General features: G+C 73.5%; 15 protein-coding genes. 11 read left to right on the top strand and 4 right to left on the bottom strand.

The features are described 5' to 3' along the window. Nucleotide 1 precedes the first annotated feature (1 nt). Together ACQ1X7_RS16520 and ACQ1X7_RS16515 are read left to right on the top strand one after the other, a co-directional pair. A complete protein-coding gene (locus ACQ1X7_RS16520; RefSeq protein ID WP_432479321.1) occupies nt 2–1,339 on the top strand; it encodes a glutamine synthetase family protein in 1,338 nt (445 codons plus the stop codon). A gap of 10 nt (nt 1,340–1,349) precedes the next feature. Beyond that, nucleotides 1,350–2,078 (top strand): type 1 glutamine amidotransferase, encoded by a 729-nt coding sequence (locus tag ACQ1X7_RS16515; RefSeq protein ID WP_432479320.1) that lies wholly within the window; start codon nt 1,350–1,352, stop codon nt 2,076–2,078. A gap of 11 nt (nt 2,079–2,089) precedes the next feature. Here ACQ1X7_RS16515 and ACQ1X7_RS16510 read toward each other — a convergent pair whose 3' ends face one another. The 3 genes from ACQ1X7_RS16510 to ACQ1X7_RS16500 are packed head-to-tail and all read right to left on the bottom strand — an operon-like array spanning nt 2,090 to nt 8,222. After that, on the bottom strand, nt 2,090–3,541 hold the full coding sequence (locus tag ACQ1X7_RS16510; RefSeq protein WP_432479319.1) for a basic amino acid/polyamine antiporter: 1,452 nt from the start codon (nt 3,539–3,541) through the stop codon (nt 2,090–2,092). After that, the gene (gene lysX / locus ACQ1X7_RS16505; protein ID WP_432479318.1) at nt 3,538–6,876 is read right to left on the bottom strand and encodes a bifunctional lysylphosphatidylglycerol synthetase/lysine--tRNA ligase LysX; all 3,339 of its coding nucleotides are present in this window, start codon (nt 6,874–6,876) and stop codon (nt 3,538–3,540) included. Before lysX ends, ACQ1X7_RS16510 begins: the two co-directional genes overlap by 4 nt. Beyond that, the gene (locus ACQ1X7_RS16500; protein ID WP_432479317.1) at nt 6,873–8,222 is read right to left on the bottom strand and encodes an LssY C-terminal domain-containing protein; all 1,350 of its coding nucleotides are present in this window, start codon (nt 8,220–8,222) and stop codon (nt 6,873–6,875) included. Before ACQ1X7_RS16500 ends, lysX begins: the two co-directional genes overlap by 4 nt. 53 nt (nt 8,223–8,275) lie before the next feature. Between ACQ1X7_RS16500 and ACQ1X7_RS16495 the strand changes: the two genes are divergently transcribed. From ACQ1X7_RS16495 to ACQ1X7_RS16455, 9 genes are all read left to right on the top strand, one after another. After that, nucleotides 8,276–9,124 carry a hypothetical protein gene (locus ACQ1X7_RS16495; protein WP_432479316.1) on the top strand — a complete coding sequence of 283 codons (849 nt, stop codon included), beginning with the start codon at nt 8,276–8,278 and terminating at the stop codon, nt 9,122–9,124. Nucleotides 9,125–9,169: 45 nt separating this feature from the next. Next, nucleotides 9,170–12,142 carry a bifunctional [glutamine synthetase] adenylyltransferase/[glutamine synthetase]-adenylyl-L-tyrosine phosphorylase gene (locus tag ACQ1X7_RS16490; protein WP_432479315.1) on the top strand — a complete coding sequence of 991 codons (2,973 nt, stop codon included), beginning with the start codon at nt 9,170–9,172 and terminating at the stop codon, nt 12,140–12,142. Nucleotides 12,143–12,192: 50 nt separating this feature from the next. Further along, the gene (locus ACQ1X7_RS16485) at nt 12,193–12,969 is read left to right on the top strand and encodes an isocitrate lyase/PEP mutase family protein (protein ID WP_432479314.1); all 777 of its coding nucleotides are present in this window, start codon (nt 12,193–12,195) and stop codon (nt 12,967–12,969) included. A 203-nt stretch (nt 12,970–13,172) separates the two neighbouring features. After that, nucleotides 13,173–14,306 (top strand): sensor histidine kinase, encoded by a 1,134-nt coding sequence (locus ACQ1X7_RS16480; protein WP_432479313.1) that lies wholly within the window; start codon nt 13,173–13,175, stop codon nt 14,304–14,306. Nucleotides 14,307–14,329: 23 nt separating this feature from the next. After that, complete coding sequence (locus tag ACQ1X7_RS16475) at nt 14,330–14,971, top strand: SatD family protein (protein ID WP_432479312.1); 642 nt, start codon at nt 14,330–14,332, stop codon at nt 14,969–14,971. Continuing rightward, nucleotides 14,968–15,708, top strand: a complete 741-nt coding sequence (locus ACQ1X7_RS16470) for a hypothetical protein (protein WP_432479311.1) — start codon at nt 14,968–14,970, stop codon at nt 15,706–15,708. Before ACQ1X7_RS16475 ends, ACQ1X7_RS16470 begins: the two co-directional genes overlap by 4 nt. 65 nt (nt 15,709–15,773) lie before the next feature. After that, complete coding sequence (locus ACQ1X7_RS16465) at nt 15,774–16,769, top strand: TIGR03557 family F420-dependent LLM class oxidoreductase (RefSeq protein ID WP_432479310.1); 996 nt, start codon at nt 15,774–15,776, stop codon at nt 16,767–16,769. Next, entirely contained in the window at nt 16,766–17,983 is a 1,218-nt protein-coding gene (locus ACQ1X7_RS16460) for a glucose-1-phosphate adenylyltransferase family protein (RefSeq protein WP_432479309.1), read from the top strand. The genes ACQ1X7_RS16465 and ACQ1X7_RS16460 overlap by 4 nt, the downstream gene beginning before the upstream one ends. Nucleotides 17,984–18,040: 57 nt before the next feature. Beyond that, complete coding sequence (locus ACQ1X7_RS16455) at nt 18,041–18,271, top strand: hypothetical protein (protein ID WP_432479308.1); 231 nt, start codon at nt 18,041–18,043, stop codon at nt 18,269–18,271. Nucleotides 18,272–18,302: 31 nt separating this feature from the next. Here the strand turns inward: ACQ1X7_RS16455 and ACQ1X7_RS16450 are convergent, their stop codons facing one another. After that, nucleotides 18,303–18,557 (bottom strand): hypothetical protein, encoded by a 255-nt coding sequence (locus tag ACQ1X7_RS16450; protein WP_432479307.1) that lies wholly within the window; start codon nt 18,555–18,557, stop codon nt 18,303–18,305. Nucleotides 18,558–18,671 lie beyond the last annotated feature (114 nt).

The raw sequence follows: 18,671 nt of genomic DNA, 5'->3' as shown, positions 1-18,671 counted from the left end.
CATGGGCAAGCAGGAAGACTTCGTGCTGCGGGCGCTCGAGGAGCGAGACGTCCGCTTCGTGCGGCTGTGGTTCACCGACGTGCTGGGCTCCCTCAAGTCGGTCGCCGTCGCGCCCGCCGAGCTCGAGGGGGCCTTCGACGAGGGGATCGGCTTCGACGGGTCCGCGATCGAGGGGTTCGCCCGGGTCTACGAGGCCGACATGCTGGCCAAGCCGGACCCCTCGACGTTCCAGATCCTGCCGTGGCGCGGCGAGGGCCCGGCGACCGCGCGGATGTTCTGCGACATCGTGATGCCCGACGGCTCCCCGTCGTACGCCGACCCGCGCTACGTGCTCAAGCGCAACCTCGCGGCCGCGGCCGACAAGGGCTTCACCTACTACACCCACCCCGAGATCGAGTTCTACCTCTTCAAGGACACCCCGGTGCCCGGCGGCGAGCCGGTCCCGGTCGACCGCAGCGGCTTCTTCGACCACACCGCGCAGTCGATGGGCAGCGACTTCCGCCGCGAGGCGATCACGATGCTGGAGTCGATGGGGATCTCGGTCGAGTTCAGCCACCACGAGGGCGGCCCGGGCCAGCAGGAGATCGACCTCCGCTACGCCGACGCACTGTCGACGGCCGACAACATCATGACCTTCCGCACCGTGGTCCGCGAGGTCGCGCTGAGCCAGGGGATCTGGGCCAGCTTCATGCCCAAGCCGTTCACCACCCATCCCGGCTCCGGCATGCACACCCACGTCAGCCTCTTCGAGGGCGACCAGAACGCGTTCTTCGAGGCCGGTGCCGAGTACCAGCTGTCCAAGACCGCCCGGATGTTCATCGCCGGCATCCTGACCCACGCCAGCGAGATCAGCGTGGTGACCAACCAGTGGGTCAACAGCTACAAGCGGCTGCTCGCCGGCGACGAGGCACCGCCCTACATCTGCTGGGGTCACAACAACCGCTCGGCCATGGTGCGGGTCCCGATGTACAAGCCCAACAAGGGCCCGTCCACCCGGATCGAGATCCGGACCCTCGACGCGGCGGCCAACCCCTACCTGGCCTACGCCGTGATCCTGGCGGCCGGCATGAAGGGGATCGAGGAGGGCTACGACCTGCCCCGCGAGGCCGAGGACGACATGTGGTCGCTCACCGACCGCGAGCGGCAGAGCCTCGGCATCGAGCCGCTGCCCAAGACCCTCCAGGAGGCGATCAGCATCGCCGAGGACTCCGAGCTCCTGGCCGAGGCCCTGGGCGAGCACGTCTTCGACTTCTTCCTGCGCAACAAGCGCACCGAGTGGGCGGAGTACCGGGTCCAGGTCTCGCCGTTCGAGCGCGACCGGATGCTGCCGGTCATCTGAGGCGGATCCGATGTCCGTGACCAGGATCCTGGTCGTCGAGCACGAGGCGCAGTGCCCGCCCGCCCACGTCGGCACCTGGTTGAGCGAGGCGGGTGCCGAGCTCGACGTGTGCCGACCCTGGGCGGGTGACGAGCTGCCCGCGCTCGCGTCGTACGCCGGGCTGGTCGTGCTCGGCGGGTCGATGGGCGCCGACGACGACGCCCTGCACCACTGGCTGGCGCCGGTGAAGCAGCTGATGCGCGACGCCGTCGAGCAGGACCTGCCGACGCTCGGGATCTGCCTGGGCCACCAGCTGCTGGCGGTCGCCCTGGGCGGGACCTCGGTGCCCAACCCGCGCGGCCAGCAGGTCGGCCTCTACGACGTCGGGTGGCTCGGGGCCGCGACCGACGACGCGCTGGTGGCCGGCCTCGGCCCGGTGCGTGGCGTGCAGTGGAACAGCGACGTCGTCGTGGACCTGCCCGCCGGGGCCGTGGCGCTGGCGGAGACGGCCGAGGGGGAGCTGCAGGTCGCCCGCTTCGCCCCGCGCGCCTGGGGCATCCAGCTCCACCCGGAGGTCGACGTCCCGATCCTCAGCTCATGGGCGGCCGGCGACCGCGACGACCACCTCGAGCGGGGGATCGACCAGGAGGCGGTGCTGGCCGAGATCGGCCGGGCGCACGAGGAGCTGGCCCAGGCCTGGCAGCCGCTGGCCGTCCGGTTCCTGGCGCTGTGCCGTGGCGAGGTGCCGGACGCCGACTGACCGGGTGGGCGTCAGGGCTCCAGCACGCCGGTGGACAGGAGCACCACCGCGACGGCGGCGGCCAGGCAGAGCACGACGCACGCGACGGCCTCGGCGGGCCGGAACACCCGGTCCGCACCGTGCTCGCGACGGGCGCGCACGAACAGCAGCGTGCCCGGTGCGTAGATGAGGCACCCCAGCAGGAGGTACTCCGGCCCGGCCGCATAGATCAGGTAGAGCGAGTACCCGACCGCGGCGCCCCCGATCCAGAGCTGGCGGCGACGTGAGCGCTCCTCGCCCGGACCGTAGGTCACGCCGGTGGCGGCCAGCTTCACCGCATACGCCGCGGCGAACAGGTACGGCACCAGCGTGAGGGCGGTGTCCAGCTTGAGCATGAAGTCCAGGGCGTCGTCGACGACCAGGACCAGTAGCAGGAACACCTGCACCGAGAGGGTCGTCAGCGCGAGCGCGGCGATCGGGGTGCCGTTGCCGCTCTCGCGGGCGAGGAAGCGGGGCATGACGTCGTGGCGCGCCGGTGTGAACATGACCTCGGCGTTGAGCAGCGTCCACGCGAGGTAGGCCCCGAGCACCGACACGATGACCCCGACGTCGATGAGCGTGGCGCCCCAGTCGCCGACCACGGACTCCAGCACGGCGCCCATGGCCGGCTGGTCGGCCTTGGCGAGGTCCCGTTGCGGCAGCACGCCGTACGAGACCAGCGTGACCGACGCGAACAGCGCGAGCGTGCTGAGGAACCCGAGCACCGTCGCCCGTCCCACGTCCTCCCGGCGGCGGGCCAGCCGGGAGTAGACGCTGGCTCCCTCGATCCCGAGGAACACGAACGTGGTGACCAGCATGGTGTCGGTGACCTGGTCGAACAGCGACCCGAGGTCGCCCGTCTCGCCGCCCCAGAAGTTGTCGGCGAACGTCCCCGCGTCGAACGCGACCAGGGTCAGCACGACGAACACCAGGATCGGCAGCAGCTTGGCCACGGTCACGATCCGGTTGACGACGGCGGCCTGCCGGACCCCACGGGCGATGAGGGCGTGGAAGATCCACACGCCGACGGACGCGAGGACGACCGCGAGCAGCGTGTTGCCCTGGCCGAGTCCGGGGAGGAACTGCCCGAGGCTCGCCATCGCGAAGACCATGAAGAAGACGTTCCCGACGACGTTGCTCGCCCAGTAGCCCCAGGCCGAGCTGAACCCCGCGAAGCTGCCGAAGCCCGCCTGCGCATAGGCGTAGATGCCGTTGTCGAGGTCGGGCCGCCTCACCGCCAGCGACTGGAAGACCAGGGCCAGCATCAGCATGCCCAGCCCGGCCACCGTCCACGCCACCAGCGCGCCGAGCACGCCCGTGGCCTGACCGAAGCTGCTGGGCAGCGTGAAGACGCCGCCACCCACCATCGCCCCGACGACCATCGCGGCCAGGGTGGGCACCGAGACGGCCGGCCGACGACTCCCGCGGACCGGTGCCTCGGTCATGGGCCCGTGACCGGTTTGACGAGCGGGAACAGGATGGTGTCGCGGATGCTGAGCCCGGTGAGGTTCATGACCAGGCGGTCGACGCCCAGCCCCATGCCGCCCGTCGGCGGCATGCCGTACTCGAGGGCCTCGAGGAAGTCCTCGTCGACCTGCATCGCCTCGGCGTCGCCGGCGGCGGCCAGCAGGGACTGGGCGACCAGCCGCTCCCGCTGGTCCACGGGGTCCACCAGCTCGGAGTACGCCGTCCCCTGCTCGGCCCCGAAGATGACCAGGTCCCACTTCTCGGCGAGCCGCGGGTCGTGCCGGTGGGGCCGCGTCAACGGCGCGTTCTCCTTGGGGAAGTCGGTGTAGAAGACCGGTGTCGTGGTGCGGCTCTCGCACAGCTCGCCGTAGATCTCCTCGAGCACGAACCCCCACGACGGGTCGAGGTCGAGCTCCAGCCCGATCCGGTCGGCGTGCCGGAGCAGGTCGGCGAGCGGGGTGTCGGCCGTGACCTCCTCGCCGAGCGCCTCGGAGACCGCCTGGCAGATCGTCTTGACCGGCCACTGCCCGGAGAGGTCGAGCTCCTCCGTCCGGCCCTCCTCGTCGCGTCGGCGGGCGACCGGCTCGCCGTAGATCGCGGTGGCCGCCTCCTGGATGATCTCCTGGGTCAGGACCCGCATCGTGTCGTAGTCGCCGTAGGTCTCGTAGACCTCCAGCGACGTGAACTCCGGGTTGTGCTTGAAGTCGACTCCCTCGTTGCGGAACTGCCGGCCGAGCTCGAAGACCTTCTCCATGCCGCCCACCAGCAGCCGCTTGAGGTGCAGCTCGGTGGCGATCCGCAGGTAGAGGTCGAGGTCGTAGGCGTTGATGTGCGTCTCGAACGGCCGGGCGTTCGCACCCCCGTGGATGGTCTGCAGGACCGGGGTCTCGACCTCGGTGAAGCCGCGCGCCTGCAGCGAGTCCCGGACGCTGCGCACGATGGAGGCGCGCTGGTAGGCGGTGGTCCGGGCCTCGGGACGGACGATCAGGTCGACGTACCGCATCCGCACCCGGGCGTCCGGGTCGGTGAGCCCCTGGTGCTTGTCGGGCAGCGGACGCAGCGCCTTGCTCGTCAGCAGCAGCGTCCGGGCCCGGACCGACAGCTCGCCGGTGTGCGTCGTCACCAGGTCACCGGTGGCCCCGACCTGGTCGCCCAGGTCCACGGAGTGCTTCCACAGGTCCAGCGACGGGGCGTCGAGGTACCGCGCGTCGACCATCACCTGGAGGTCCCCGGTCCCGTCGCGCAGGGTCGCGAACCCCAGCCCGCCCAGGTCGCGCTTCAGCAGCAACCGGCCGACCACCGACACCTCGGTCCCGGTGTCGACGTCGGCCGGCAGGTCACCGACGAGCGCGCGGGCCTGGGCGAGGGTGTGGGTCCGCGGGGCCGAGACCGGGTAGGGGTCGATGCCCTGGGCGCGCAGTCGATCGAGCTTGGCCCGACGGACCCGCATCTGCTCGGGCAGGTGGGCGGTCGAGATCGCCTCCGCCACCACGTCGCGCGCGGGCGGGACGAGCGCGAGCACGGCGTCCGCGTGGTCCTGGCCGGCGGTGTCGAGCGCCTCGGCGTCGCTCGTCCGGTCGCGTCGGAAGGTGGCCACGGCGGGCGCGGTCAGAAAGCCCTCGGCGCTCCCGGCGGCCGCGCCGACGCGGGGCAGGTCGGAGGCGTACTCGTACCCGAGGTAGCGGGGCTGCCACTCCGGCAGGTACTTCGCGTTCGAGCGGTAGAGCGACTCCAGCTGCCAGTTCCGGCTCGCCAGCAGCAGGCCCCGACGCCACAGGCGTGCGAGGGGACCGGCCCCCACCTCGGCGCCGCGCTCGAACGCCTCGCGGAACATCGCGAAGTTGAGCGACACCAGCCCGATGCCGAACGTCGCGGAGTGTTCCGCGAGGCTGGCGACCATCAGCTCCACCAGCCCGTTGTCCGAGGACGGATCGCGCCGCATCAGGTCGAGGGACATCCCGGTGCGTCCCCACGGCACGAAGCTCAGGAAGCCGCGCAAGTGCTCGTCCGCGTCGCGCGCCTCGACCAGCACGCACGAGCCGTCGATCGGGTCGCCCAGGCGGCCGAGCGCCATCGAGAACCCCCGCTCGTCGCCGCCGTCGCCGCGCCACTGCCCGGCGGCCTCGGCCAGGGCGTCGAAGTCGGCGGCGGTCAGCGAGGCGTGGCGCACGACCCGGCAGGTGTAGCCCCGCCGCTGCAGGCGCGACACCGACTGCCGGACCGCGCGCATGCCGGGGCCGTTCAGCGAGAAGCGACCGAGGTCGACGATCGCCTCGTCCCCCAGCTGGAGCATGGTCAGGCCGGCGTCGGCGTACGCGAGCGCGGCGTCGTGGCCGGCCGCCATCACGGCGAGCGACCACCCGTTGCCGCGGGCCTGCTCCTGCCACCGGCGGATGGCGTCGGGCCAGTACTGCGGGTCGCCCAGCGGGTTTCCGCTGGCCAGGCACACCGAGCCGATCACCCGGTAGGAGACGCCGGACCGGGCCGCGGCCGGGTCACCGTCGTCCCAGACGACCGTCTTGTCGCGACGGGTGGCGAAGTAGCCGAGCGAGTCGTGGTCGCCGAAGTCGCGCAGCAGGGTCCGTACGCCGGCCTCGTCGGGGACGGTGAGCGTGCGGGTGCCGCGCGGCGGGCGGAAGAGCACAGTGGCGGCGGTGATCACGACGACCGCGCCCGAGAGGCCGATGACGCCGTGCACCCACCACGGGGCATGGACCGAGGAGTCGGTCGTGAGGCGGCCGACGTCGGTGAGCATCGAGCCGAGGACGAACGTCGCCGAGCTGCCGAAGCCGGAGGAGGTCCCGAAGGCCGAGACGAGGGCGGCGCCACCGAGGAGCACCACGGCCCCGCCCACCAGGAAGATCGCGACCGCCCTGCGCAGGCTGCCGCTGACCCGGTGGACGACGAACTGGTCGCGGGCCAGGACTGCGACCACGGTCACCGCCCCCATCACGACCAGGCCCAGCGAGGCGAGCAGCACGTGCCGGCCCTCGGCGACCAGGAGCGCCCGGCCCACTTCCGGCACCAGGAGCCACCACCCCACCAGCAGCCACCACGCGGCTCGCAGCCGGCGCCGCAGGGCGACGCCCATCACGAGCAGCAGCGCGGCGTACACCAGGCTCGGGACCACCGGGACGACGAGCAGCGACACCGGGTCGTCCGGCCCGAGGAACGCACGGTGCCAGGGCGGCACCACGGCGACGACCGCGACGAACGTCGCCGCGACGAACATGCCGGTCGCGAAGCGGTCCGGCCACCGGTCGTCGACCGGATGGTGGCCGGTCCGGCCGTGCTCCTCGGCTGTCTCGGTCATGGGGCTGGGTCCTGTCTCCCGCGGTGCGTGGAGGCTAGCGACGCCGGGTCGCCCCCGGATGGCCCGATTTCGGGGAGCTGGCGGTGGACGGCGTGCGCGCGGGCGCTGGGGCTGGACAGGGCGAGCAGCACCAGGATGCTCAGGCCCAGGCTGGGCAGGCTCCCCAGGCCGATCGGTCGCCCGTCGCTCCCCACGGTGGCCAGGAAGGCGGTGAAGGCGGTCAGGGAGCACACGGTCATCAGCGTCAGCCGGGCCCAGTTGCGGCCGGCCAGGATGGCCAGGCCCAACCCGCCGTCGACCACCGCGGCCACGGCGAACACGACCGCCAGCACCGGCGCGAGCTCGCGCAGCTCGTGGGGCGAGAAGCCCAGGTCCTCCAGGTGCCGGGCGTGCCGCGGCGCCACCAGGAGCACGCCCACCGTGGCCGAGTACACGGCTGCGCGCAGCAGGGCGATCGTCGCGCCCGTCACCGTCGTGGCCGGGCGCCGGTCCCGGCTGTCGGTCGGCACCGCCACCGGAGTCCGCTCGCCGGTCGACACCCGGCGCAGGTCGACCACCGGCAGGTGCCCGTCGGTGCGGATCCGGTCTCCGCCCCCGTTGCGTGCGTGGTAGCCGGACGAGAAGTGCTCCAGGACCTCGACCCCGACGGCCGGGTCGGCCCCGGTCACGGTGCTCACCACGAAGTCCCGCTCCACGTCGGTGTTCTCGTCGATCTTGTGCGTGACCTGGAGCGTGAACAAGGAGACGCCCACGCTGCGGTCGTACGTCGCCGCCGCGAGCCAGTCGACCGCGAAGCCCCCCGGGAGCCGCCAGCCCTCGGGGCAGCGCCAGAACCGCACGTGGTGGCGCCGGGACGGGCTCCCGGTGACCTCCTGCTCGTAGGCGAAGTCCTGCTGCCGGTCGAAGAGGTGGAGCGGGCTGACCGGCGCAGCGGCATAGCTGCGACGGCGCAGCGTCTGGGTCACGATGTGGCTCCCGGAGCGGAGCCCGAGGTCGTCGGCCCGGGTCCAGCCGGCCGCGGTCATCGCCGCGTGCACCTGGTCCTCGCGACCGTGGAGCGCGAGGTTGACCGGGTCCCCCAGCAGGCCGTCGCTGGTGCGGGTGCGTCCGATGAAGTAGCCGGGCAGGTAGATCCGGGTGAGGATCCGGTGCAGCCGGGGCAGGGCCAGGTAGGTGAAGAAGATCCAGAACACCACGAGCAGCAGCGCCGGCCACCCGGGCCGGACGCCCTCGCGGAGCAGCACGTAGGCGAACCAGACGGCGGCCACGCCGGAGAAGGCGAAGAAGCAGGCGTCGACGGCGTCGGTCATCGAGGGCCGGCGCTGGGGCGGTGGGCCGCTCGCCACGCGGTCAGTATGGAGCACGCCGCGGGGTGGCGGCGATCCGCTAGCGTCGATCCGTGCTGTGGGCCCTGGTGACGGCGTTCGCCGCGGCCCTCTGCTACGGCGCGGGCTCGGTCCTGCAGGCCGTGGCGGCCCGGGGCACCGATGCGGCGGAGGGCCTCGACCCCCGGCTGCTGGTGCGCTTGGCCCGCTCGTGGCGCTACGTCCTCGGCGTCGGCCTGGACGCGCTCGGGTTCGTGCTGACCCTCGTCGCCGTCCGGGCGCTCCCGCTCTTCGTGGTGCAGGCGGTCGTCGCGAGCTTCCTCGCCGTCACCGCGGTGCTGGGGGCCCTGTTCCTCGGCATGTCGCTGACGCGGCGCGACAAGGTCGCGCTCGGTGTGGTGCTGGCCGGCCTGGTCCTGGTCGCCGCCTCCGCCGCCGAGGACCGGGCCGTCGCCGTGAGCCGGGTCGAGCAGTGGGGCGTCTTGGTCGCCACCCTGGCCCTCGTCCTGCTCGCCGTCCCCCTCGCTCGGTGGCCCGGCGCGCGGGGGGCCGTCGCCTTGGGGGCGATCGCCGGGCTCGCGTTCGGGGCCACCTCGGTCGCGACCCGGATGCTCCCGGCGGAGGTCTCCCTCGACCGGCTCGGGCCGTCGGTGACCCTGCTGCTGAGGGACCCGGCCACCTACGCCCTCGTGGTCGCCGGGGTGCTGGCGATGCTCACGTACGCCGTCGCGCTGCAGCGGGGCACCGTCACCCAGGCCACCGCACCGCTGGTGGTGGGCGAGACGGTCGCGCCCGCCCTGGTCGGTCTGCTGCTCCTCGGGGACCAGCCGCGACCGGGCTGGGGTCCGGTGGCGGCCGTCGGGTTCGTGCTGGCGGTCGGTGGGGCGCTGGCCCTGGCCCGGCACGGCGAGCTGTCGGAGTAGCCGGTCGTCCCGGGCCCGGCACGGGCGGCCGCTAGCGTGGCACTCGTGAACCGCGCCGGCGTCCGCTCCCGCCTGGTCCGCGCGGGCTTCACCGACACCGACCGCGCGGAGCCGCTGCTCGACCAGCTGGGCGACCACGCCGACGCCCTGCTGCCCCTGCTCGGGCGCACCGCCGACCCCGACCTGGCGCTGGCCGGGCTGGTCCGCCTGTCCGCGGAGACGCCCGACCCGGACGCGATGCTCGCCGAGACCGCCGACGACGAGGGCTCGGCCATGCGGTTGCTCACGATCCTGGGGACGAGCACCGCGCTCGCCGACCACCTGGTGCGGCACCCCGACCACTGGCGTGAGCTCACCGACCCGACCCTGGGGTCGACCCGCGCGCCCGCGTTCGCCGTACGGTCGCGGCTGCTGGAGGCGGTGGGGGCCGACCCCGGCGCCGACGAACCGGTGGCGTCGGTCGAGCACGGCGCCGCTCTCGACGCGCTGCGGGTGGAGTACCGCCGGATGCTGCTGCGGCTGACCGCCCGCGACCTGGCCCACGGCCAGGGTGTCGACGACACCGCCGCGGAGCTCTCGGACCTCGCAGCCGGTGCGCTCGAGGCGGGGCTGGCGATCGCTCGCGCCCAGGTGGGGGAGGCCGCGTCGACGGCGCGGCTGGCGGTGATCGCCATGGGCAAGTGCGGCGCCCACGAGCTCAACTACGTCTCCGACGTCGACGTGATCTTCTGCTTCGAGCCGGCCGAGGGCGTCGACGAGCACGCGGCCGCGCGGGTCGCGACTCAGCTCGCCGGGCTGCTGATGCAGGCCTGCTCGACGCACACGGCGGAGGGGACGCTCTGGCCCGTCGACGCCGCGCTGCGACCCGAGGGGAAGGCGGGACCGCTGGTGCGCACCCTCGCCAGCCACGCCGGCTACTACGACCGGTGGGCCAAGACGTGGGAGTTCCAGGCGCTGCTGAAGGCGCGGCCGGTCGCCGGCGACCGCGACCTCGGACTCCAGTACGCCGCCATGGTCGGGCCCCTGGTGTGGGGGGCCTCGGAGCGTGACGGCTTCGTCGAGGACGTCCAGGCGATGCGCCGTCGGGTGCTCGACCACATCCCGGCCCACCACGCCGAGCGGCAGCTCAAGCTCGGCTCCGGCGGGCTGCGCGACGTGGAGTTCGCCGTGCAGCTGATGCAGCTCGTCCACGGCCGGACCGACGAGCGGCTGCGGGAGCCCACCACGCTGAGCGCGCTCGACGCGTTGACCAGGGGCGGCTACGTCGGCCGTCCCGACGGTGAGGCGCTGCACGAGGCGTACGCGTTCCTCCGCACCCTCGAGCACCGGATCCAGCTGCACCAGCTGCGGCGTACCCACGTGGTGCCCGACGACGACGCGGCCCTGCGCCGGCTCGGCCGCAGCATGGGGTTCCTGACCGACTCCGGGAAGGCGCTCGACGAGGCCTGGCAGCACCACCGCCGCGAGGTGCGCCGGCTGCACGAGAAGCTGTTCTTCCGGCCGCTGCTCGCTGCGGTGGCCCGGATCCCGGGCGAGGGCGCCCGGCTCTCGCCGGAGGCGGCGACCGAGCGGATGGCGGCGCTCGGGTACGCCGACCCGAAGGCGGCCCTGCGCCACCTCGAGGCCCTCACGGCCGGGGTGTCCCGCCGGGCGGCCATCCAGCGGACGCTGCTGCCGGTGATGCTGGAGTGGTTCGCCGACTGCCCGGACCCCGACTCCGGGCTCTCCGGCTTCCGCAGGATCAGCGACCGCCTCGGCAGCACGCCGTGGTTCCTCTCGACGCTGCGTGACGAGGGCGAGGTGGCCCAGCGGCTGGCGACGGCGCTCGCGACGTCCCGCTACGTCACCGACCTGCTGGAGCGCGAGCCGCAGGGCGTGAAGATGCTGGGGGAGGACCTCGCGCCGGCGTCCGCGGACGCGCTGGTGAGCGAGATGGCTGCCACCGGCGGCCGGCACACCGTCGCCGACGACGCCGTCCGCGGCATCCGGGCGATCCGGCGGCGCGAGCTGCTGCGGATCGCTGCCGGCGACCTGCTCGGCCAGACCGACGAGGCCGACGTCGGCAAGGGCCTGTCGCGGCTGACCGACGCCACCCTCGAGGCCACGCTCCAGGTGGCCGAGCGCGCCGTCCGTCGGGACCGTGGCCTCGACGAGCCCCCGACCGCCCTGGCGGTGGTCGCGATGGGCAGGTACGGCGGGTTCGAGCTCTCCTACGGCTCCGACGCCGACGTGCTCTTCGTCCACGACCCCCGTCCCGGTGCCGAGGAGCAGGAGGCCAGCCGCTACGCGGTGGCGGTGGCCAACGAGCTGCGCCGGCTGCTGGCCGCGTCGGGGCCCGACCCCGCGCTCGAGGTCGACGCCGGCCTGCGGCCCGAGGGCAAGCAGGGACCGCTGGTGCGCAGCCTGGAGTCGTACGCCGCCTACTACGCCAAGTGGTCGCGGGTCTGGGAGTCGCAGGCCCTGCTCCGCGCCGACGCGGTCGTCGGCGACGAGGAGCTGCGCCGGCGGTTCACCGACATGATCGACCCGCTGCGCTACCCCGAGGGCGGGCTCAGCCACGACGACGTCGTGGAGATCCGCCGGATCAAGGCCCGGGTCGACCACGAGCGGCTCCCGCGGGGGGCCGACCGCAACACCCACCTCAAGCTCGGCCGGGGTGGGCTGGCCGACATCGAGTGGACGGTGCAGCTGCTCCAGCTCCAGCACGGTGCCGCGGTGCCGGGCCTGCGGACCACCCGCACCCTCGAGGCATTGGAGGCCGCCCGGGACGCGGGCCTGGTCGAGGCCGACGACGCGAAGATCCTCGCCGAGGGCTGGCGCACCGTCAGCCGGGTCAGGAACGCGATCACGCTGGTGCGCGGCCGGCCGGCCGACCAGCTGCCCCGCGACACCCGCGAGAAGGCCGCGGTGGCCCTCACCGTCGGCTACTCCGTCGGCGGGTCCGACGAGATGGTCAACGACTACCTGCGGCGGACCCGTCGTACGCACGCGGTGGTCGAGCGGGTCTTCTGGGGGTGACCGGGTCGCGGCCCGGTGGTCGCCGTCGTCCCCACCCCTACGATGCAGGAATGACCACCTCCTCCCGCGCCACCGACCTGCTGCAGCTCCACCGCGACCCGACCCTGCTGACCGTCGTCAACGTCTGGGACGCGATCAGCGCGTCCGCGGTCGCCGCGGTCCCCGGGACCCGCGCCCTCGCGACCGCGAGCCACTCGATCGCGGCCACCCTCGGCTACCCGGACGGCGAGCAGATCCCGGTCGCGGAGATGCTCGACATGTGCCGTCGGGTCGTGGAGGCGGTCGACCTGCCGGTGAGCGCCGACCTCGAGGGCGGCTACGGCGACGCTCCCGACACCATCCGCCGGGCGATCGGGATCGGCGTGGTCGGGGCCAACATCGAGGACCAGATGAAGCCGCTGGCCGAGGCGGCCGCGCAGGTGGAGGCGATCATGGCGGCCGCTGCCGACGAGGGCGTCCCCGACTTCGTCCTCAACGCCCGCACCGACGCGTTCGTCAAGGCCGGTGACCGCGACCCCGCCGACGTGCTGGCCGACGCCGTGGAGCGGTCCCGGGCCTTCCTCGACGCCGGCGCGCCGGTCGTGTTCGTCCCGGGCCGACTCGACGAGCACCAGGTCACCACGCTTGTCGATGCCACGGGCCCGCAACGGCTGACCCTCATCGGCGTCCCCGGGTCGCTGCCGAACGCCCGGCTGGAGGAGCTCGGCGTCGCCCGGGTCTCCTACGGCCCCAACTCCCAGCGGGTCGCCCTGACCGCGCTGCAGGAGCTGGTCGAGGACGTGCACGCGGGCGGCGGGCTGCCGGAGTCGATGCGCGTGCTGAACTGACCGCGATCTGCGGCCGGCGATTCCTCCCATTCCCGAGTCGCGGGGCCGGCTCGCGTTCTAGAGTCGGACGTCGCCTCAGCACGGGAGTGGTCCATGATCAGGTCTCAGCGCGCGAGTGACGTCGTACCGGTGGACCTGTCCCACCCCGGCGTCGCCCGGCCCCCCGCCGCGTCCCCCTGCACCCGGAGCGCCTCGTGACGGCCGTGGAGCAGTCCGAGGTCGTGGCTCCCGAGTCCGTCGCGGTCGACGCCGTCGTCCTGGAGGGCGGCAGCGCGGTGGTCGTCGGTGTCAGCGACTCGCTGCTCGCGTGGAGCGGCTACGAGGAGCACGAGCTGCTCGGCCGCCCGGTCTGGGACACCCTGGCGACCGGTGACCTCGGCGCGGCCCTGCGCGAGGTCCACCAGGACCTCGACGCCGTCGGCGGCATCGTGGCCGGTGCCGTGACGGCCAAGGACGGCACCACCCGTCACGGCCGTTGGGCGCAGGTCACCGTGGCCAGCGGCGACGAGACGTCGCGCGTGGTGATGACCGACCTCGGGCCGGCCGTCGCGGCCGGTGACGAGCCCGCCGTGGGGATCGACCTCGACGACGACGAGCCGTCGGCGCTCGACCGGGTCTCCCGGGGGTTGCTCGACACGCTCAGCCACGAGCTCCGTACGCCGGTCGCGAGCGTCACCGGCTACACCGAGCTGCTGCGCGAGGGCGAGGGCGGCCAGCTGACGATGATGCAGCGCAAGTTCGTGGCTGCCATCGCCCGCAACAGCGAGCGGCTGAGCGCCCTGGCCGACCAGCTGCTGCTCATCGGCGGCCTGGAGTCCCGGTCCACCCAGCTGCAGCTGACCGAGCTCGACCTGCGTGAGGTCGTGTCGGCGGCCCGGGTCTCGCTGGCCGCGAGCGGCCTGGAGCGGGTCACGGTGACGCTGGAGCCGGGGGAGGTCCCGCTGCCGGTGGTCGCCGACCGGAACCGTCTGGTGCAGGTGGTCGAGGAGCTCGTGGTGAACGCCGCGAAGTTCACCCTCGGCAGCGGCGAGGTGACCTGCTCGGCCCGGGCCGAGGGGTCGAGCGCCGTCATCGAGGTGGTCGACGACGGCGTCGGCCTGGGGGACGACGACGAGCCGTCGTCCCTGTTCCTCCCCTTCTACCGCTCGCGCGCCGTCCGGGTGCGCGGGGTGCCGGGAGCGGGGCTCGGACTCAGCTTCGCCTCGGCCGTGGTCCGTGGCCACGGGGGCGAGATCACCGCTGCGGCCGGCGAGAGGGCGGGCAGCGTGTTCACCGTCCGGCTGCCGCTGGCGGAGCCGGTGCCCGCCGACGAGAGTGAGGTGGGGGCTTCCTCCTGACCTGTTGAAGATATGATCTTCACATGGTCGAAGTGAAGCTTCCTGCTGTCGTCGTCATCGGTGACGTCGTCGGCTCCCGCCGCGCCGCCGACCGGGCAGACCTGCATGCGCGGGTCGCCCGCGCGCTCGACGAGGTGAACGCCGACCACGCCGGTGACCTCCGGCTGACCGTCGGCGACGAGTACCAGGGCGCGTTCCCGACCGTGGGTCACGCCCTGCGTGCCACGCTCGCGCTGCGGCTCGCGCTGCTGCCCGGGGCCGACGTCCGGCACGGCATCGGCCACGGGCCGGTCGAGACGCTGGACGCCGGAAGCCGCATCGAGGACGGGCCGGGCTGGTGGGCCGCCCGCGCCGCCATCGACGCGGCCGCCACGGCCCAGGCACGCCCGGCCACCCGGGCGGCACGCACCTCCTTCCGCGGCGCGGAGGGGACTCCCGGGCCCGACCCCGCAGCGGTCGACGCCGCCCTGCTCGGACGCGACGCGCTGGTCGGCCGCCTGTCGTCGCGCGGGCTGTCGGTCCTGCGTGGTCTGATGGCCGGACGCACCCAGCGGGAGATCGCCGAGGCCGAGGGAGTGTCGACCTCTGCGGTCTCCCAACGGGTGCGCAACGACGGCCTCGGCATCGTGCTGGCCATGGACGAGCTGATGGGAGCGATCAGGTGAGCTGGCTCGGGCTGCTCCTCGTGGGCATCGCCGTCACCGACCTCGCCTTCTCGGTGCGCCCGGTGCGCCCGCTGCGCCACGGACCCGCCGTGGCCGGTGCCGCGGCCGCCGTCCTGGTGGCCCTCGGCGCGGGACTCACCAGCGGACGTGACCTGCTGGCGCTCGCCGGCATCGTCGTGGTCGTCCTGGGCTGGGCCTACACGGTGCCCCGTGGGTTCCGCACCGGGCAGGCCTGGTGGCCCCTGCTGGTCCTCGCGGGGGGCGTCGCCCTGGCGGTCCTGGTGTCCGGCGCCGCACCCCCGGCCGACGGCCTCCTCGGCGCGTGGCTGGACGGGGTCGGCCTGCCGCTGCTGGCCGGCCTCAGCCCCGATCGCGCACTCCTGCTGCTCGGTGTGGTGCTGCTCCAGATGAGCACCGGCAACGTCGTGGTCCGGCTGGTGCTGGCCGCCACCCACACCGTCAACCCGGCCCGAGAGGGCACCCCCAGCGACCCGGCCACCCGGCTCAAGGGCGGTCGGCTCCTCGGGCCGATGGAGCGGCTGCTGATCCTCGCGCTGGCCCTCGCCGGTGAGGCGACCGCGGCGACGGTGGTCGTCGCCGCCAAGGGGCTGCTGCGGTTTCCCGAGCTCTCCGCGCGGCGCGAGCAGGAACGCATCCACCGGCTGACCGAGTACTTCCTCGTCGGCAGCTTCGCGAGCTGGCTGGTGGCGCTGGCCGGCGTGCTGCTCCTGGCGTGACGTCGTTCTCCGGGGCACCCGAACGGGGGTGACGGGGAGGTCCCGTCCGTTCCTAGGGTGCTGTGATGACACGCATCGGCTACACCCTGATGACCGAGCAGTCCGGTCCGCGGTCGCTGGTCGACCAGGCGGCCCACGCGGAGCGTGCCGGCTTCGACTTCGAGGTGATGAGTGACCACTACTTCCCGTGGCTGAGCGCCCAGGGACACGCGTCGTACGCCTGGAGCGTGCTGGGCGCGGTGGCCCAGGTGACCGAGCACGTCGACCTGATGACCTACGTGACCTGCCCGATCCTGCGCTACCACCCCGCCGTGGTCGCCCAGAAGGCCGCGACCCTCGGGGTGCTCTCGGAGGGGCGGTTCACGCTGGGCCTCGGTGCGGGGGAGAACCTCAACGAGCACGTCGTCGGCCTCGGCTGGCCGAGCATCGACGCCCGCCAGGACATGCTGGGGGAGGCCATCGAGATCATCCGCGCGCTGTTCGAGGGTGAGCTGGTCACCTACGACGGCGAGCACTACCGCGTCGACTCCGCGCGGCTGTGGGACCTGCCGGACCGGCCGGTCCCTCTCGCGACCGCGGTCAGCGGTGAGAAGTCGGTACGGCGCTTCGCGCCGTTGTCGGACCACCTCGTCGGCGTCCAGCCCGAGCCCGACCTCGTGGCGACCTGGAACGGCGTCGACGGCGCCCCCAGGATCGGCGACGGCGCCCGGGCGATCGGCCAGCTCCCGATCTGCTGGGACCCAGACCGCGACGCCGCCGTCGCCCGCGCTCACGACCAGTTCCGGTGGTTCGCGGGTGGCTGGGCCGTCAACAGCGACCTCCCGACGACGGCGGGATTCGCCGGGGCGACCCAGTTCGTCCGTCCCGAGGACGTGGCCGACAACATCCCGTGCGGCCCGGACCTCGACGCCGTCGTCAAGGCCGTCTCGGCGTTCTGGGAAGCCGGGTTCACCGATGTCGCGCTGGTCCAGGTCGGCGACGAGATGACCGGTCGGTTCCTGGACGAGGCGGCCGGCCCGCTGCTGGCCGCCCTGCGCGACGCAGCGCCCAGCGCGCCGTGAGTCGGACGCTCGCCATCGTCCAGGCCGGCGGCGCCGGCAGCCGGATGGACGTGCTCACCCGGGAGCGCGCGAAGCCCGCGCTCCCGGTGGCCGGGGTCTACCAGCTGATCGACTTCTCCCTGTCCAACCTCTCCCACAGCGGAGTCACCGACGTGTGGCTCTCGGTCCAGTACCACGGAGCCTCGCTCGAGGAGCAGGTCGCCAACGGCCGGCCCTGGGACCTCGACCGGACGCGGGGCGGGCTGCGCCTGCTGATGCCCGAGGAGGGAACCGGGAGCGCCGACGAGGACGGGTTCGCCCGCGGGAACGCCGACGAGCTCTTCCGGATCCGGGACCAGATCCGGCGCGCGGGTCACGAGGTGGTGCTCGTGATGAGCGCCGATCACCTGTACCGCCTCGACTTCTCCGCGCTGGTGGACGCCCACCTCGCGAGCGGCGACGACTGCACGGTCGTGACGACCGAGGTCGATCCCGCCGATGCCTCCGACCACGCCGTCCTCACGGTCGAGGACGGCCGCGTCGTCGAGGTGTCCTACAAGCCCGAGCACCCGGACGGCGGGCTGGTCGCAGCCGAGGTGTTCGCCTACCGACCCGACGTCCTCATCGAGGTCCTCGAGGAGCTGCACCGAGAGCTGGGACCCGAAGCCGCGGCGGGGGACACGGGCCTCGGCGACTTCGGCGAGCATCTCCTGCCGCGGCTGGTGTCCCGCGGCCGGACCGGCGCGTTCCCGCTCGACGGGTACTGGCGCGACCTCGGCCAGCCCCACTACTACCTGCGGGCCCACCGCGAGCTGCTCCGCGACGACCTGGGCCTCCTCAACGACCCCGACTGGCCGATCCTCACCCGGCACACCCAGCGCAGCCCCGCCCGGCTCCTCGACGGCGCCGAGGCCGTGGACAGCATGCTGAGCTCGGCGTGCGTGGTCGCCGGCCGGGTGGTGCGCAGCGTGCTCGGCCCAGGAGCCCGGGTCGAGGCCGGCGCCACGGTCAGCGACTCGGTGATCTTCGCCGACGTCGTGGTCGGCTCCGGAGCAGTGGTGGCGGGAGCCATCGTCGACCGGCACTGCAGGATCGGCGATGGCGCCCGGGTGGGTTCCTTCGACGTCGACCTCGACGACGACGACGCGCTGGTGCTCCTCGGTCGTGACAGCACCGTTGCCGAGGGTGCGGTGGTCGCGCCGGGTGCCCGCCTGGAGCCGGGCGGCTCGGCCTAGAGTCGGAAGCGGCGCCGTCGCTCGGGCGGCGCCGGAGGATCGAGAGGAACCGATCACGTGGCGACGTACGACGCTGACCTGCAGGCCGCGGTCGACGCGACCTCCGTGGCCCACGACGCGGGCACCGACCAGGACCTGGTGCAGTACCTCCGTGACCAGCTGGCCGAGCGGGAGATCGAGACCGCCGACGACGGGTGGCTGAGGCGCATGGTCGAGGGCATCAGGGGCGACCGCAACTTCATGATCGACAGCGAGCCGGACGACTTCGAGCCCCGGCACGAACACTGAGGCTCGACCGGCTCGAACCGCTCGTCGAGCGTCAGCCGGCGGGCTCGTCCGGCTCGCCCGGTGGCGGTCCGGGGAGCCCCTCCATCTCGTCCGCGTCGGGCGACTCGGTCACGTCGTCGCCCCGTACCTGCTCCTCGTCGGCGTCGTCGTCGCTCCCGGCCAGCCGGTCCTCCAGCGCCTCCACGGTCTCGATCGGCTTGTCCGCCGGGTGCTCCGGCAGCTCGGTCTCCTCCTCGCTCCCGTCCTGGGGCTGGTCCTGCTCGTGGTCGCGCTCGTGGGTGCTCACGTCGAGCTCCTTCCCGGATGTCGCTGACGGCCCCGTAGGCCCATGGTGCCGGGCCGCGCAAGGTCAGGTCGACCCGGTTCCCTCGCCCGGCTCCCGCCCCGGCGGCCCCGTCCT

The organism is Nocardioides sp. GXQ0305 (assembly GCF_050880345.1).
Lineage (GTDB): Bacteria > Actinomycetota > Actinomycetes > Propionibacteriales > Nocardioidaceae > Nocardioides.
This window is presented reverse-complemented; position numbering and strand designations above follow the sequence as displayed.